The organism is Pseudomonas sp. CFBP 13719 (assembly GCF_014842095.1).
GTDB lineage: Bacteria > Pseudomonadota > Gammaproteobacteria > Pseudomonadales > Pseudomonadaceae > Aquipseudomonas.
Window position 1 is genome coordinate 304,689 of sequence record NZ_JACYVB010000004.1, and the last position, 15,317, is coordinate 320,005.

The following is a 15,317-nucleotide window of genomic DNA, read 5'->3' on the forward strand; positions in this document are numbered from 1 at the left end:
ACTGGACTCTTCGCGGGCAGAGGCCGGACCTGCTCCTGTGGGAGCGGGGCGGGCGGCGAGCCCTGTGCCCGCGAAGAGGCCGGACCTGCCTTACTCGGTGCCGTAGCGCTTGCGGGCCTCGATGGCCAGGCCGCTGCCGATGCTGCCGAAGATATTGCCTTCCACGTGCCGCGCATTGGGCAGCATGGCCGCCACGCCGTGGCGCAAGGCCGGGATGCCGCTGGAACCGCCAGTGAAGAACACCGTGTCGACCTGCTCCACGCCTACGCCTGCCCGATTTAGCAATTCGGACACACTGCCACGAACGCGCTCGAGCAGGCCATCGATGGCGCTTTCGAACAATGCTCGGCTCAGCTCCACGCTCAGTCCGGGCTCGATGCGATCCAGCGGCAAGTGGCGACCGGCTGCTTCGGTGAGCTGGATCTTGGTTTCCTCGACTTCCATCGCCAGCCAGTGTCCGGCTTTCTGCTCGATCAGCTTGAACAGGCGGTCGATACCGTCGGTGTCCTGGATGTCGTAGCGCATGCTGGCCAGGGCCAGTTGCGCCTTCTGCAGGTACACCGAGTTGATGGTGTGCCAGGTTGCCAGGTTCATGTGGTGGCTGGTAGGCATGAAGGCGCCGCTCTTCATCCGGCTGCCGTAGCCAAACAGCGGCATGACGCCCTGCAGGCTCAGCTGCTTGTCGAAGTCGGTGCCGCCAATGTGCACGCCACCGGTGGCCAGGATGTCGTCCACGCGGTTGTCCAGCGCACGCCGCTCGGGAGCCAGGCGCACCAGGGAAAAGTCGGAAGTACCCCCGCCGATGTCGACGATCAGCACCAGCTCCTCACGCTCGATGGTGGACTCGTAGTCGAAGGCGGCCGCGATGGGTTCGAACTGGAAGGACACGTCCTTGAAGCCGATCTTTTTCGCCACCTCGGCCAGGGTGTCTTCGGCTTCCTGGTCGGCGGCCGCGTCGTCGTCGACGAAATGCACCGGTCGCCCCAGCACGACCTGGTCGAACTCACGCCCGGCGTTGGCCTCGGCACGCTGCTTGAGCTCGCCGATGAACAGGCCCAGCAGGTCCTTGAATGGCATCGCCGTGCCGAGCACACTGGTGTCGTGCTTGATCAACTTGGAACCCAACAGGCTCTTGAGCGAGCGCATCAGGCGGCCTTCGTAGCCTTCCAGGTATTCGTGCAGCGCCAGGCGCCCGTACACTGGACGCCGCTCCTCGAAGTTGAAGAAGATCACCGAGGGCAGGGTGATCTTGCCGTCTTCCAGTACGATCAGTGTCTCGCTGCCCGGGCGGTGCCAGCCGACGGTGGAGTTGGAAGTACCGAAGTCGATGCCGCAGGCGCGGGCCGGGGATGCGTTTTTCATGGCGAGGCGGGTCTGTTCAAAAAACGGCCGCGCAGTGTATGCCAGTTGCGTACAGAATCAAGGCCTGCGACTGCCTTGAAAGTGCGCCAGTGGCCCCAACCTTCTAGCCATCGACCGTGCTGTACAAGCCACTGTTCACATCCAGTGGCCTGCAGCCGATAAACTTCCCATGCGTTGCCGAGTCCGACCAGTAGGCGCGGGCGGCGCGCATTCGCTCATTGATGGTGATGCTTAGATGGATTTCAAAGACTATTACAAGATTCTGGGCGTCGAGCCGACGGCGGACGAAAAGGCGATCAAGACCGCCTACCGCAAGCTGGCGCGCAAATATCACCCTGACGTCAGCAAGGAAAAGGACGCCGAGGACAAGTTCAAGGAAGCCAGCGAAGCCTATGAGGCGCTGAGCAATGCCGACAAGCGCGCCGAATACGACGAACTGCGCAAGTATGGCCAGCATGGTCGTCCGTTCCAGGGCCCACCAGGGTGGCAGGGCCGCGGCGGCGGTGGTTTCCATGAAGAGAACGCTGGCGATTTTTCCGACTTCTTCAGCACCATCTTCGGTAACGGCGGCGGTCGTGGTGAGCCCGGTGGCAATCCGTTCGGCCGTGGCGGCCAGCAGCGCAGCGCTGCACGCAAAGGTCAGGATGTGGAAATGGAGCTGACGATATCGCTGGAGGAAACCCTGGCCGAAGAGCCGAAGAAGATCAGCTTCAAGGTGCCGCAATACAATGCCGGCGGTCAGCGCCTGACCGATGTGGTGAAGAATCTCAGCGTGAAGATTCCCGCCGGGGTTGCCGACGGCGAACGCATTCGTCTCAAGGGCCAAGGCGCGCCGGGTGTAGCGGGCGGTGCCAGCGGCGACCTGTTCCTGACCTTGCGCCTGGCGGCCCACCCCTTGTTCGAGGTAGATGCCCCCGACCTCATCATCCAGGTGCCGCTGGCACCTTGGGAAGTGGCGTTGGGCACCAAGGTTGCCGTGCCTACGCTGACCGGGCGGATCAACCTGACGATCCGCCCGGACAGCCAGAACGGCCAGCGCCTGCGGGTCAAGGGCATGGGTTTGAAGAACAAGCTCGGCGGCCGAGGTGATCTGTTCGCGCAGTTGAAGGTAGTGATGCCCGCACAGGCTGACGAGGCGACCAAGGCGGCCTGGGCCGCCTTGGCCAAACATGCCGAATTCGACCCGCGCGAGAACTGGGGACGCTGATATCGCTAGGCCTCGGTACCTCCACGTCGGCCGCCCGAAGGCATCTTCAGGCTGATGTCGCCGCGAATCGGTATGAGGCCGGGCGTGAGCACTTCGCCTGGGTCGAGACCGAAACGCAGCGGTTGTTCGCTGTCCACTACGCTGACCCGCAGGCTGGGAGTACCGGTCAGGTTGGCCAGGCCAGGGGTGCGGCTATAGTGGTTAGCCATGGTCTGATCGGTCAGCGCCAGCCACTTTTCATCGGGTTTGAGATTCTGCAGCATCTCGATCCGCTTGTACGCATAGTAGACGCGCAGGCGTTGCTGCAGATTCGGTGCAGGGTTGTTCAGGCCGTCGGTCGACAGGCTGGCGGCGCAGTCCAATGCCTTGATGCTGACGCCCTGGCGCCGCGCTTCCACCAATACCTGGCGCAGGGTGTAGCGGCCGCTGTCCAGGGTAGTGCCACGGTTGTGCAGGTCGCGTAGGGTCTTTTCCAGATCGCGACCCAGTGTTCCCGTCCTCTGGAACCGGTCGAGCAGGTCCTGGTGCAGATCCTTGAGCAAGCCTTGCACGTACAGCGTCTTGACCTGCTGAGCCTTGAGCGTGGACATGTACTTGATCAGCAGTTGACAGCTGCCAACGGCATTCCTGGATTCATTGACCACCAACCCGGTATTGCTGGCATACACCTGAGTGAAAAACTCTTTGGGCGTCATGGTGCTGCTCACCTTCGGCAAGCGTGGGCTCTGCTGCGGGCTCGAGGTCAGGAAGAATGCTTCGGCTTCGTCGCCCAGGGCTTTGCGCAGCTCGATCAACTGTGAGCGCCCGGTGCGCAGCACGCTGTCGATCGGCCCAGTCATCAGTTGATGCGCATCGGGTTTGATGAGCATGGCGGTGATGTCGCGGAAGCCTGGCGCGGTGTCGAACGCGGCCAGCGCATCGGTGCTTGCCGCCACGGTCTCGGGAGCAGTCACCGTGAACAGCTCCCAGTGGCCTTTCCAGCTTCGCTGCACAGGGTAGCTGCCGGTGATTTGTTCGGGGGCGATTGGATCGACGATCACCCAGCGCTCCAGCGTGGTGATGTAGCTGACCTGAAAGACCTTGCCCTCCAGGCGAATGTAGTGCTGGCCCTCGGGCGTGGTGAACACGCCTTGATAGATGCCGGTGCCCTCCAGCAATCCGGTCAGGTCTTCACCCGTCGCGATGAGGTCCAGTGGTGAGCCGCCGGGAGTCACGCGGTCGATCTGAGCCAGGTCTGTAGCACTCAGGTCCGCTGTATCCAGATCGAGCGCGGCGCCCAGCTCCTCGAAGTTGCCCAGTTCGCCGATGGCTTCCTCACCCACGCCGCGCAACAGTGGCATGTCCATGAGGATGTTCAGTGCATCCAGAATTGCCGCCCTGAAGGCTGCTTGACGTACTTTCTGCGAAGATCCATGCACAGCTTTGGCCAGGTGGCTGCCAAAAGCAATCGAGCCTGCCGCCACGGCCACCAGCGCTACCAACGGATCGCCCGGCGCCATGGGCGTGACGATGCGCATGAACGCTTCCAGATCAACCAGGAACAATTCCTTGCGCAGCTCATGATTGCTGTTCAACAAGAGTTTGGCATCGAGTTTCAAACGCGTGCGAACCGTGTTGAAGAGGAACGCGAATACATCCTCTTCGATAGTCACGGCGACGCCGTTGAGCAAGCGCTGTCCGGCTTCCCACGGCGTGGTGCGTATGCGCTCCAACGTTGCCAGCAACAGTGTGCGGGGCGGCACGACCGATTCGCCGGGTGTATCGAAATGGGCGATGAGGCGTTCACGGCCCTGCTCTTGCGCAGTTGTCTCGGCAACCCACTGGTACATCTGCTGTTCGTTGTGGAAGGTTCTGAACCAGCCTGCCGGCATGTAGAGGATTTCCGGGCCCTGACCGGTGGTGATGCGCAGTATGTCGAACGACGTCAGGTCACCGAGGGTGAAACTCTTGATCGTGGTCAGGGTACGGGTCTTGTGCAGCCGCTTGAGGTCCTCGAGGGTGGGCGGGCCTGCAACCGGCCCGGCGAACGCATCGAACACCAGTCTGAGCTCCTTGTTGCTCAGTGCCCCGCTGTTGTAGGCGTTCCAGACGAAACTGAAGAACAGGATCTTGATCAACACTCGACCGTCATCGGCGTAGTCGCGCAGGAAGATGTCCAAACGCTTCTGGTAGTGGGTCGAGAAATCCGTTGCCCAGAATTCCTTCATGATCTGCGAAGGCGCCAGTGGCACTTCGTTCGTGTCGTTGTAGATCCCGGCTTGCTGGACGGTATAGAACCCGGACATCTGATCGAGCAGGTCGAAGTTCACTTGATAGAACGTGTTGAACCGGCGCAGCACCAGCTCGGTAACGGTCAGCGTCTCCTTGGGCTTGCCGATGTGTTGTTGTCCGGTAAACGCGCGAGGGCTGTTCTGGGCGTTGTCGAAGTCGTGCCAATAGACGGTGTCCGGGTCCAGGTCCAGCTTGGTATGGAACTTGAGCAGCTTGATGCCCCAGTCTCGCGCGCACTCGCGCAGGTCGGGGAAGTTTTCGTAGTAGCGGTTGGCGATGAGGCTGACGTTTTCAGCCGATAGCGGGGTGGCGCCGGTCATGGTGTAGCTCCTGGATCGAATGGAGCTGCACCATAGAAAAACCGTCAGCGGGCTACGGCCTATATAGATAGGCCGCCTGTGCGCAAATCATGACCTCGATTTCAGAACTGCGTTTTCAGAAAAACCTTCTCAAAACAGAAAATAGCGCTGCGCCATGGGCAGCACATCCGCCGGCTCGCACCACAGCAGCACGCCATCGGCCTTGACCTGGTAGGTCTGCGGGTCGACGTCGATGTCGGGCAGGTAGCCGTTGTGGATCAGGTCGGTCTTTTGCACCGAGCGACAGCCCTTGACCACCGCGATCTGCTTTTTCAAGCCCAATTGCTCGGGCACGCCTGCGTCCAGCGCGGCCTGGCTGATGAAGGTCAGGCTGGTGGCGTGACGCGAACCGCCGAAGCTGGCGAACATGGGCCGGTAGTGGACCGGTTGCGGCGTCGGGATCGAAGCGTTGGCGTCGCCCATGAGGCTGGCGGCGATGGCACCGCCCTTGAGGATCAAGGTCGGCTTGACGCCGAAGAACGCCGGGCGCCAGAGCACCAGGTCAGCCCATTTGCCGACCTCGACCGAACCCACTTCATGGCTGATGCCGTGGGTGATCGCGGGGTTGATGGTGTACTTGGCGATGTAGCGTTTGGCGCGGAAGTTATCGTTGCCCTCGGCATCCTCGGCCAGTGCACCGCGCTGTTTCTTCATCTTGTCGGCGGTCTGCCAGGTGCGTGTGATCACCTCGCCAACCCGGCCCATGGCCTGGCTGTCGGAGCTGATCATGGAGAACGCACCGAGGTCATGCAGGATGTCCTCGGCGGCAATGGTTTCGCGGCGAATGCGGCTTTCGGCGAAGGCCACGTCCTCGGCGATGCTGGGGTCCAGATGGTGGCAGACCATGAGCATGTCGAGGTGTTCGTCGATGGTGTTGCGGGTGAACGGACGGGTCGGGTTGGTCGAGCTGGGCAGCACATTGGCGAAGCCGCAGGCCTTGATGATGTCTGGAGCGTGGCCGCCGCCGGCGCCTTCGGTATGGTAGGTGTGGATGGTACGGCCCTTGAAGGCGGCCAGAGTGGTCTCGACGAAACCGGACTCGTTGAGGGTGTCGGTGTGGATCGCAACCTGCACGTCGTATTGATCGGCCACGCTCAGGCAATTGTCGATGGCTGCCGGGGTAGTGCCCCAGTCCTCGTGCAGCTTGAGGCCGATGGCCCCGGCCTTGACCTGCTCTATCAGCGGCTCGGGCAGGCTGGCGTTGCCCTTGCCGGTGAAACCGATGTTCATGGCGAAGGCATCGGCAGCCTGGAGCATGCGCGCCATGTGCCACGGCCCCGAGGTGCAGGTGGTCGCATTGGTGCCGGTGGCCGGCCCGGTGCCGCCGCCAATCATGGTGGTGACGCCGCTCATCAGCGCCTCTTCGATCTGCTGCGGGCAGATGAAGTGGATGTGGGTGTCGATACCACCGGCAGTGAGGATCATGCCTTCACCGGCGATGACCTCGGTGCTGGCGCCGATGGCGATGGTCACGTCAGGCTGGATGTCGGGGTTGCCGGCCTTGCCGATCGCCGCGATGCGTCCATTCTTCAGGCCGACGTCGGCCTTGACGATGCCCCAGTGATCGATGATCAGGGCATTGGTGATCAGCGTGTCGACTACTTCGGCGGCCAGCAGCTGGCCTTGGCCCATGCCATCGCGGATGACCTTGCCACCGCCGAATTTCACTTCTTCGCCGTAGGTGGTGAAGTCTTTTTCCACTTCGATCCACAGGTCGGTATCGGCCAGGCGGACCTTGTCACCGACGGTCGGGCCGAACATGTCGGCGTAGGCTTCTCTGGAAATCTTCATCGGTATGCCCTGGAATTCAGTTGTGTGTGGACCCTGTGGGATCAGAGGTCACCCATGATGCGGCCGGCGAAGCCATACACCCGGCGCAGGCCGGCCAGGTCGACCAGTTCCACTTCGCGGCTCTGGCCCGGTTCGAAACGCACGGCGGTTCCGGCGGGAATGTTCAGGCGCATGCCCCGCGTCGCCGGACGGTCGAAATGCAGGGCGTCGTTGGTTTCGAAAAAGTGATAGTGCGACCCCACCTGAATGGGCCGATCGCCGCTGTTGGCCACAGTCAGGCTCAGGGTGCGCCGGCCGACGTTGAGCTCGATGTCGCCAGGCTGGATCCGGTATTGGCCAGGAATCATGGAATAGCTCCTCGAAGCGAAGAAAGACAACGGTTCAAGCCGAAGCTCGGGGCGGCTCGGCGCCCGGCTGCAGCGCCAGTTGCATGAAGGTCAGGTCCAGCCAGCGGCCGAACTTGATGCCTACCTGCGGCATCTGCCCGGTGGTGACGAAGCCCAGGCGTTCGTGCAAATGAATCGATGCTTGGTTGCCGCTTTCGATGGCGGCCACCATGACGTATTTGCCGCCCTCGCGAGCACGCTCGATGAGCGCCTGCATCAGCCGCGCGCCGAGACCTTTGCCGCGCTGGTCGTTGCGCACGTACACCGAGTGCTCGACGCTGTAGCGAAAGCCTTCGAAAGGTCGCCAGTCGCCGAACGATGCATAGCCGATGACCTCGCCCTGTTCCTCGGCGACCAGGATTGGATAACCCTGCGCCTGGCGCGCCTCGAACCAGGCCTGACGGTTGGCCAGGTCAACCGGCTTCTCGTTCCAGATCGCCGTGGTGTTGAGCACCGCATCGTTGTAGATCGCGCAGATCCCTGGCAAATCTCGCTCGCTTGCATCACGAATCATGGCCGTGCCTCAGGCTATGGGTTGATGGACGGTGACCAGTTTGGTGCCGTCGGGAAACGTGGCTTCCACCTGGATCTCCGGGATCATTTCCGGAATACCTTCCATGACCTGTTCGCGGCTGAGCAGGGTGGTGCCGTAGTGCATCAACTGCGCGACCGTCTGGCCGTCGCGGGCGCCTTCGAGCAGGGCCGCGGAGATCAGCGCCATGGCTTCCGGGTAGTTCAGCTTGAGGCCACGGGCCAGACGGCGCTCGGCTACCAGGCCGGCGGTGAAGATGAGCATCTTGTCTTTTTCGCGGGGTGTCAGGTCCATGGGTGTTCCTTCAGAATTTTGATTGGCAGTGAGGGACTCTTCGCGGCCACTGGCCGCTCCTACAGGGAGTACCCGGCAGATCGCCTGTGGGAGCGGCCGGCTGCCGCAAGCAGGTACCCGGCAGATCGCCTGTAGGAGCGGCCGGCTGCCGCCAGCAGGTACCCGGCAGATCGCCTGTGGGAGCGGCTGGCTGCCGCAAACAGGTACCCGGCAGATCGCCTGTGGGAGCGGCCGGCTGCCGCAAGCAGGTACCCGGCAGATCGCCTGTAGGAGCGGTCAGCGGCCGCGAAAGGGCTGGCAAATTCAATCAGGTGCTCCAGATCCGTGGCGCCAGCGCTTCGCGGCCGAGCATGGCCGGGCGCAACAGCGTCCACAGTCCGATCAGCCAGTCACGCGCATGCAGCGCCTCGTCGGCCAGGCAGCGTGCCACCAGCAGCCCGGGCAACTGGCTCAGGTCGCCGCGTACGCGCGTCGGCAGTGCCCGGCAGCGTTCAAGCAGGGCCGGGTCGACCTCGCCGGTCACCAGCAAGGTGGCGAACACCGGCTGGCCACCCAGGCCCACGGCCGAGTCGAGCAAGCCATCGTTACCCATGATGCGCTGGCGTTCATGCCACAGCAGCTCGCCGTCGCGGCGAATTTCCAGTCGCGACTGAAAATGCCCCTGGTCGAAACGCTCGGCCGCCGCCGGGCGTCCCACCGCGACGATGTCCCAGTAGAGCAGCCGGGCATCACCTTGCAGGTGAATACGGGTATCCAGTTCGGCCTGGGCGGCACTGTAGACGATGGTCTCCTGGGGCAGCCACTCCAGGGTAGCGCCCGCGGCCACATGCAATTCGGTGCTTTGATAGGCAGGGCTGTTGGCGCGGTACCACTTTGCGGCGCCGGGCGTGGTCAGTTGCGCCCAGGCGTTGGCATGCACCTGCGCACTGATGTCCAGCCGATCGCCCCCGGCGATGCCGCCAGGCGGATGCACGATGATGTGCTGGCACACCTCGGGCCCCTCGGCATAGAGGTGCTTCTGCACCCGCAATGGGCCGAAATGGCGGCGCAGGGTCGGGCGCGTGCTGTCGCCGAAGCGCGCGTACCCCAGCTCCAGCCGGGCATGCCAGCTGGGCGTGTAGGGCAGGGAAGTGACGGGTAGATTCATGGCCTTCATTCTTGTTCGGGTCGCGGCAGATTAAATGGTTACCAGGCCGCGTACACCCTCCGATTCCATGTTTTCACCCCGACCCTGCTGAACGATTTCACCGCGCGACATGACCAGATACTGATCGGCCAGTTCGGCGGCGAAGTCATAGAACTGCTCGACCAGCAAGATGGCCATGTCGCCGCGCGCGGCCAGTTGCTTGATCACGGCACCGATTTCCTTGATCACCGAGGGTTGGATGCCTTCTGTGGGCTCGTCGAGGATCAGCAGCCGCGGCCGGCTGGCCAGCGCCCGCCCGATCGCCAGCTGCTGCTGTTGGCCGCCAGAGAGGTCGCCACCGCGGCGGTGCTTCATCTGCAGCAGCACCGGAAACAGTTCGTAGATGAACGCCGGCACTTCGCGAGCCTCACTGCCGGGAAAGCGTGAAAGCCCCATCAGCAGGTTTTCCTCGACCGTCAGGCGGCCGAAGATCTCGCGGCCCTGGGGCACGTAGGCGATGCCGGCATGCACCCGCCGGTGTGGCTTGAAGGCGGTAATGGGTTTGCCTTCCCAGGCCACGCTGCCTTGCTTGGCCGGAATCAGGCCCATCAGGCACTTGAGCAGGGTGGTCTTGCCGACGCCGTTGCGCCCCAGCAGGCAGGTCACTTCGCCGATGTTCACAGCGAACGAGAGGCCGCGCAGGATGTGGCTGCCGCCGTAGTATTGGTGAAGCTGGTCGACTTGGAGCATGGTGGATAATCCTGTTGTTTGCGGTGTCTGGGCAGACGCCTTCGTGGCCGATGACCGCTCCTACGGTCGATTATCGTAGGAGCGGTCAGTGGCCGCGAACGGACCTCAACGCCCCAGGTAAACCTCGATCACCCGCTCATCGGCCTGCACCGCCTCGAGCGAACCCTCGGCCAGCACGCTGCCCTGGTGCAGCACCGTCACATGGTCGGCAATCGAGCCGACGAAGCCCATGTCGTGCTCCACCACCATCAATGAATGCTTGCCGGCCAGGGTCTTGAACAGTTCGGCGGTGAACTCGGTTTCGGCATCGGTCATGCCCGCCACCGGCTCATCGAGCAGCAACAGCTGGGGGTCCTGCACCAGCAGCATGCCGATTTCCAGAAACTGCTTCTGGCCGTGGGACAGCAGGCCGGCCGGGCGATCGACCGACGCGCTCAGGCGGATCGTCTCCAGCACCTCGGCAATGCGGTCGCGCTGCTCGCCCGTCAGCCGCGCACGCAGGCTGGCCCAGACCGACTTGTCGGTCTTCTGCGCCAACTCCAGATTCTCGAACACGCTCAAGGCCTCGAACACGGTCGGCTTCTGGAACTTGCGGCCGATGCCGGCCTGAGCGATCTGCACCTCGCTCATGTGGGTCAGGTCCAGGGTTTCGCCGAACCAGGCCTTGCCCGTGGTGGGCCGGGTCTTGCCGGTGATCACGTCCATCAGGGTGGTCTTGCCGGCACCGTTGGGGCCGATGATGCAGCGCAGCTCGCCCACGCCGATGTACAGATTGAGGTCGTTCAACGCCTTGAAACCATCGAAGCTGACGCTGATGTCCTCAAGGGTCAGGATGGTGCCGTGGCGGGTGTTGAGCCCCGGTCCGCTGACCTGGCCCAGGCCGATGGCATCGCGGCTGGTGCCGGCGTCGCTGTTGGGGTCCAGCACCGGTTCGAGCATGAACTCGGCGGTCGCGGTGATTCTCATTGTTCACCCCTTTTCTTCAGCAGGCCGATCACGCCCTTGGGCAGGTACAAGGTCACGATGATGAACAGCGCGCCGAGGAAGAACAGCCAGTATTCGGGAAATGCCACGGTGAACCAGCTTTTCATGCCGTTGACGATGCCTGCACCCAGCAGTGGCCCGATCAGCGTGCCGCGTCCGCCCAGGGCCACCCAGACGGCGGCCTCGATGGAGTTGGTCGGCGACATCTCGCTGGGGTTGATGATCCCGACCTGTGGCACGTACAGCGCCCCGGCGAGGCCGCACAGCACTGCGCTGAGCACCCAGACGAACAGCTTGAAACCGCGCGGGTCGTAACCGCAGAACATCAAGCGGTTCTCGGCGTCGCGCAGTGCGGTCAGCACCCTGCCGAACTTGCTGCGCGCCAGGCGCCAGCCCACGTACAGACTCAGCACCAGCAGCGCCACGGTGAGCAGGAACAGCACCGCACGGGTACCTTGGGAGGTGATGCTGAAGCCCAGGATGCTGCGGAAGTTGGTGAAGCCGTTGTTGCCGCCAAAACCCGTCTCGTTGCGGAAGAACAGCAGCATGCCGGCGAACGTCAGTGCCTGGGTCATGATCGAGAAGTACACGCCCTTGATCCGCGAACGGAAGGCGAAGAAACCGAACACCAGTGCCAGCAAGCCTGGGGCCAATACCGCCAGGCACATGGCCCAGAGGAAGTGCTCGGTCCCGACCCAGAACCACGGCAGCTCGGTCCACGAGAGAAACGTCATGAACGCCGGCAAGCCATCGCCGGCCGCCTCACGCATCAGGTACATGCCCATGGCATAGCCGCCAAGGGCGAAGAACAGCCCGTGGCCCAGCGACAACAGGCCGGCGTAGCCCCACACCAGGTCCAGCGCCAGGGCGACGATGGCATAGCAGAGGATCTTGCCGACCAGGGTCAGGGTGTAGGCCGAGACCTGCAAGCCATTGCTGGCCGGCAGCAGTGACAGCAGCGGCAGGGCGATGAGGATCGACAGGATCACCACGCCGATGGCGAGGGTAACTTTCGGCCCGGCTTTCTGCGCAGCAGTGAGCATCAATGGCTGGTTCATCAGTCGATCACCCGTCCTTTCAGTGCGAAGAGGCCTTGCGGACGTTTCTGGATGAACAGAATGATCAGCGCGAGGATCAGGATCTTGCCGAGCACCGCACCGATCTGCGGTTCCAGGATCTTGTTGGCGATGCCCAGGCCGAACGCGGCGGACACGCTACCGGCCAGTTGGCCGACGCCACCGAGCACCACCACCAGAAACGAGTCGATGATGTAGCTTTGCCCCAGGTCGGGGCCGACGTTGCCGATCTGGCTCAGGGCCACACCACCCAGGCCGGCGATGCCCGAGCCCAGGCCGAAGGCGAGCATGTCGACCCGGCCGGTGGGCACACCGCAGCAGGCGGCCATGTTGCGGTTCTGGGTCACGGCGCGCACGTTCAGGCCCAGGCGGGTCTTGTTCAGCAGCAGCCAGGTCAGCACCACCACGGACAAGGCGAAAGCGATGATCACGATGCGGTTGTACGGCAGCACCAGGTTGGGCAGCACCTGCCAGCCGCCGGAGAGCCAGGCCGGGTTGGCCACTTCCACGTTCTGCGCACCGAAGATCAGGCGAATCGCCTGGATCAGCATCAGGCTGATACCCCAGGTCGCCAGCAGGGTTTCCAGGGGGCGTCCGTACAGGTGGCGGATGACGGTGCGTTCCAACACCATGCCGATCACAGCGGTGACGAAGAAGGCCACGGGCAGGGCGATCAGCGGGTAGTACTCGATGGCGCCCGGCGCCAGGCGCTGGACCAGCATCTGCACGACGTAGGTGGAGTAGGCGCCAAGCATGAGCATCTCGCCGTGGGCCATGTTTATCACGCCAAGCAGGCCGAAGGTGATCGCCAGGCCCAGGGCGGCCAGCAGCAGGATCGAACCCAAAGACATGCCGCTGAAGGCCTGGCCCATGATGTCGCCGATCATCAGCTTGCGCTTCACTTGAACCAGGCTGGTCTCGGCAGCAGTGCGCACGGCGGCGTCCGTCTCGACGCCGGGCGCCAGCAGATTTTCCAGGCGGGTACGCGCCAGTGGCTCGCCGGTTTCACCCAGCAGGCGTACCGCGGCCAGACGCACGGTGGGTTCGGGGTCGACCAGTTGCAGATTGGCCAAGGCCAGGGTCAAGGCGGTTTTCACCGTCTGTTCCTGTTCACCGGCGGTCTGCCGGTCGAGCAAGGGCAGCTGGTTGGGCTGCGCCGAGCGTTGCAGTTGCTGCGCGGCGGCCAAGCGCACCTGAGCGTCGGTGCTCAGCAGTTGGTGGCTGGCCAGGGCGGTTTCCACCAGGCCGCGCAGGCGGTTGTTCAGGCGCAACTTGCGCAGCGGTTCCACGGCTGCGGCGGTGCCGTCGGCCGCTGTCATCTGGCCATTGGTTTCGATGAACGGTTTTTTCTCGGCATCGGCTGCAACTCGGCCGTCCTGAAGGGCGGTCAGCAGCGCCAACCGCGACGGCTCGGGCTGCGCAGCCCAGGTTTCCAGCAGTCGAACCTGCTCGGCGGATGAAGCGCCGGTAAAATCACTGGCGTCGTTGGCGCTCGCTACCATGGGCAAGAGCAGAACGACAGCGAGAAGGAATCTGGATAGGGACATTGCAAGTCCTTTGAATTGAAGGCGACACCCGCCCCCGTGTGGGAGCGGTCATCGGCCGCGAAAAAAAACGCTGCGGTCTACCAGATGCACCCCGATAGCCCTTCGCGGCCACAGACCGCTCCCACAAAGGCAACACCGGCAAACCTGTGGGAGCGGTCATCGGCCGCGAAAGGCGCACCGCGGTCTGTCTGACGCACCGCGCCGCGCCGCCCCTCGCGGCTAAGTGGATCAGTTGCTCTTCACCGCATGATCCGGCTTCTTGTCGTTGCCAGGAATGTACGGGCTCCATGGCTGGGCGCGGATCGGCTCTTTGGTCTGCCACACCACGTTGAACTGACCGTTGTCCTCGATCTCGCCGATCATCACCGGCTTGTGCAGGTGGTGGTTGGTCTTGTCCATGGTCAGGGTGTAACCCGACGGCGCGGCGAAGGTCTGCCCGGCCATGGCCTCACGCACCTTGTCGACGTCGGTGGACTTGGCCTGGTTGGCAGCCTGTGCCCACATGTTGATGCCCACATAGGTCGCTTCCATCGGGTCATTGGTGACCACGGTGCCTGCATTCGGCAGGTTCTTGGCCTTGGCATAGGCTTTCCAGTCAGCAACGAACTTGGTGTTTTCCTTGTTCTCCACCGACTGGAAGTAGTTCCACGCCGCCAGGTTTCCCACCAGCGGCTTGGTGTCGATGCCGCGCAGTTCTTCCTCGCCCACCGAGAACGCCACCACCGGTACGTCGGTGGCCTTCAGGCCCTGGTTGGCCAGTTCCTTGTAGAACGGCACGTTGGAGTCGCCGTTGACGGTGGAGATGACCGCAGTCTTGCCGCCGGCGGAGAATTTCTTGATGTTGGAAACGATGGTCTGGTAGTCCGAGTGACCGAACGGGGTGTAGACCTCTTCGATGTCCTTGTCGGCCACGCCCTTGGAGTGCAGGAAGGCGCGCAGAATCTTGTTGGTGGTGCGTGGATAGACGTAATCGGTGCCCAGCAGGAAGTAGCGCTTGGCCGCGCCGCCGTCTTCGCTCATCAGGTATTCAACCGCCGGAATCGCCTGCTGGTTGGGCGCGGCACCGGTGTAGAACACGTTCGGCGACATCTCTTCACCCTCGTACTGCACGGGGTAGAACAGCAGGCCATTGAGTTCTTCGAAGACCGGCAGCACCGACTTGCGCGACACCGACGTCCAGCAGCCAAAGACCACCGCCACCTTGTCCTGGGTGATCAACTGACGGGCTTTCTCGGCAAACAACGGCCAGTTGGACGCCGGGTCCACCACCACCGCCTCGAGCATCTTGCCATTGACGCCGCCCTTGGCGTTGATCTGGTCGATGGTCATCAAGGCCATGTCTTTCAGCGAAGTCTCCGAGATGGCCATGGTGCCGGACAACGAGTGCAGGATGCCGACCTTGATGGTCTCGGCAGCCTGGATCGTCCAGGACAAACCCATGGCAGCGATCGATGCGGAAAGGGTGAACGCCTTGATCAAGCTGCGACGCTTCATTGTGCAATCTCCATGTACGGAATGTTGTTCCGGTGCGGCAGGTGGGGACTTCTCGCTGGAGTATTGCAAGGGGTGTGCCGGAGTCGCGCAGGGGCGCGATATGAGCCGGTTGCGGCGAGGCAACGTGGCAGGGCGCAC

At 63.1% G+C, this 15,317-nt stretch carries 13 protein-coding genes; 1 reads left to right on the forward strand and 12 read right to left on the reverse strand.

Annotation, left to right across the window (positions count from 1 at the left end):
• Positions 1-90 precede the first annotated feature (90 nt).
• A complete protein-coding gene (locus tag IFT57_RS16005) occupies positions 91-1,362 on the reverse strand; it encodes an Hsp70 family protein (protein WP_192152016.1) in 1,272 nt (423 codons plus the stop codon).
• Positions 1,363-1,597: 235 nt separating this feature from the next.
• Between IFT57_RS16005 and IFT57_RS16010 the strand changes: the two genes are divergently transcribed.
• Positions 1,598-2,569, forward strand: a complete 972-nt coding sequence (locus tag IFT57_RS16010) for a DnaJ C-terminal domain-containing protein (RefSeq protein ID WP_192152017.1) — start codon at positions 1,598-1,600, stop codon at positions 2,567-2,569.
• 5 nt (positions 2,570-2,574) lie between these two features.
• Here the strand turns inward: IFT57_RS16010 and IFT57_RS16015 are convergent, their stop codons facing one another.
• The 11 genes from IFT57_RS16015 to urtA form a co-directional block, all read right to left on the reverse strand.
• A complete protein-coding gene (locus IFT57_RS16015; RefSeq protein WP_192152018.1) occupies positions 2,575-5,160 on the reverse strand; it encodes a membrane-targeted effector domain-containing toxin in 2,586 nt (861 codons plus the stop codon).
• Positions 5,161-5,289: 129 nt separating this feature from the next.
• Positions 5,290-6,990: an urease subunit alpha gene (gene ureC, locus IFT57_RS16020; protein ID WP_122796498.1), complete on the reverse strand. Its 1,701-nt coding sequence runs from the start codon at positions 6,988-6,990 to the stop codon at positions 5,290-5,292.
• A gap of 41 nt (positions 6,991-7,031) precedes the next feature.
• On the reverse strand, positions 7,032-7,337 hold the full coding sequence (locus IFT57_RS16025; RefSeq protein WP_122714651.1) for an urease subunit beta: 306 nt from the start codon (positions 7,335-7,337) through the stop codon (positions 7,032-7,034).
• A gap of 34 nt (positions 7,338-7,371) precedes the next feature.
• The gene (locus IFT57_RS16030; protein WP_192152019.1) at positions 7,372-7,890 is read right to left on the reverse strand and encodes a GNAT family N-acetyltransferase; all 519 of its coding nucleotides are present in this window, start codon (positions 7,888-7,890) and stop codon (positions 7,372-7,374) included.
• 9 nt (positions 7,891-7,899) lie between these two features.
• On the reverse strand, positions 7,900-8,202 hold the full coding sequence (locus tag IFT57_RS16035) for an urease subunit gamma (RefSeq protein WP_049861996.1): 303 nt from the start codon (positions 8,200-8,202) through the stop codon (positions 7,900-7,902).
• 307 nt (positions 8,203-8,509) lie between these two features.
• Positions 8,510-9,349, reverse strand: coding sequence for an urease accessory protein UreD (locus IFT57_RS16040; RefSeq protein WP_192152020.1), 840 nt, complete (start codon positions 9,347-9,349; stop codon positions 8,510-8,512).
• 30 nt (positions 9,350-9,379) lie between these two features.
• On the reverse strand, positions 9,380-10,078 hold the full coding sequence (gene urtE, locus IFT57_RS16045) for an urea ABC transporter ATP-binding subunit UrtE (protein ID WP_192152021.1): 699 nt from the start codon (positions 10,076-10,078) through the stop codon (positions 9,380-9,382).
• 105 nt (positions 10,079-10,183) lie between these two features.
• Positions 10,184-11,044 carry an urea ABC transporter ATP-binding protein UrtD gene (gene urtD, locus IFT57_RS16050; protein ID WP_192152022.1) on the reverse strand — a complete coding sequence of 287 codons (861 nt, stop codon included), beginning with the start codon at positions 11,042-11,044 and terminating at the stop codon, positions 10,184-10,186.
• Positions 11,041-12,120, reverse strand: coding sequence for an urea ABC transporter permease subunit UrtC (gene urtC / locus IFT57_RS16055; protein WP_122796493.1), 1,080 nt, complete (start codon positions 12,118-12,120; stop codon positions 11,041-11,043). The genes urtD and urtC overlap by 4 nt, the downstream gene beginning before the upstream one ends.
• The gene (gene urtB / locus IFT57_RS16060) at positions 12,120-13,685 is read right to left on the reverse strand and encodes an urea ABC transporter permease subunit UrtB (RefSeq protein WP_192152023.1); all 1,566 of its coding nucleotides are present in this window, start codon (positions 13,683-13,685) and stop codon (positions 12,120-12,122) included. The genes urtC and urtB overlap by 1 nt, the downstream gene beginning before the upstream one ends.
• Positions 13,686-13,913: 228 nt before the next feature.
• Complete coding sequence (urtA, locus tag IFT57_RS16065; RefSeq protein ID WP_122714658.1) at positions 13,914-15,179, reverse strand: urea ABC transporter substrate-binding protein; 1,266 nt, start codon at positions 15,177-15,179, stop codon at positions 13,914-13,916.
• Positions 15,180-15,317 lie beyond the last annotated feature (138 nt).

Excerpts from the sequence above, each read along its gene's own strand:
- IFT57_RS16005 (WP_192152016.1), bottom strand. The coding sequence starts at position 1,362 with ATGAAAAACGCATCCCCGGCCCGCGCCTGCGGCATCGACTTCGGTACT.
- IFT57_RS16010 (WP_192152017.1), top strand. The coding sequence starts at position 1,598 with ATGGATTTCAAAGACTATTACAAGATTCTGGGCGTCGAGCCGACGGCG.
- IFT57_RS16015 (WP_192152018.1), bottom strand. The coding sequence starts at position 5,160 with ATGACCGGCGCCACCCCGCTATCGGCTGAAAACGTCAGCCTCATCGCC.
- ureC (WP_122796498.1), bottom strand. The coding sequence starts at position 6,990 with ATGAAGATTTCCAGAGAAGCCTACGCCGACATGTTCGGCCCGACCGTC.
- IFT57_RS16025 (WP_122714651.1), bottom strand. The coding sequence starts at position 7,337 with ATGATTCCTGGCCAATACCGGATCCAGCCTGGCGACATCGAGCTCAAC.
- IFT57_RS16030 (WP_192152019.1), bottom strand. The coding sequence starts at position 7,890 with ATGATTCGTGATGCAAGCGAGCGAGATTTGCCAGGGATCTGCGCGATC.
- IFT57_RS16035 (WP_049861996.1), bottom strand. The coding sequence starts at position 8,202 with ATGGACCTGACACCCCGCGAAAAAGACAAGATGCTCATCTTCACCGCC.
- IFT57_RS16040 (WP_192152020.1), bottom strand. The coding sequence starts at position 9,349 with ATGAATCTACCCGTCACTTCCCTGCCCTACACGCCCAGCTGGCATGCC.
- urtE (WP_192152021.1), bottom strand. The coding sequence starts at position 10,078 with ATGCTCCAAGTCGACCAGCTTCACCAATACTACGGCGGCAGCCACATC.
- urtD (WP_192152022.1), bottom strand. The coding sequence starts at position 11,044 with ATGAGAATCACCGCGACCGCCGAGTTCATGCTCGAACCGGTGCTGGAC.
- urtC (WP_122796493.1), bottom strand. The coding sequence starts at position 12,120 with ATGAACCAGCCATTGATGCTCACTGCTGCGCAGAAAGCCGGGCCGAAA.
- urtB (WP_192152023.1), bottom strand. The coding sequence starts at position 13,685 with ATGTCCCTATCCAGATTCCTTCTCGCTGTCGTTCTGCTCTTGCCCATG.
- urtA (WP_122714658.1), bottom strand. The coding sequence starts at position 15,179 with ATGAAGCGTCGCAGCTTGATCAAGGCGTTCACCCTTTCCGCATCGATC.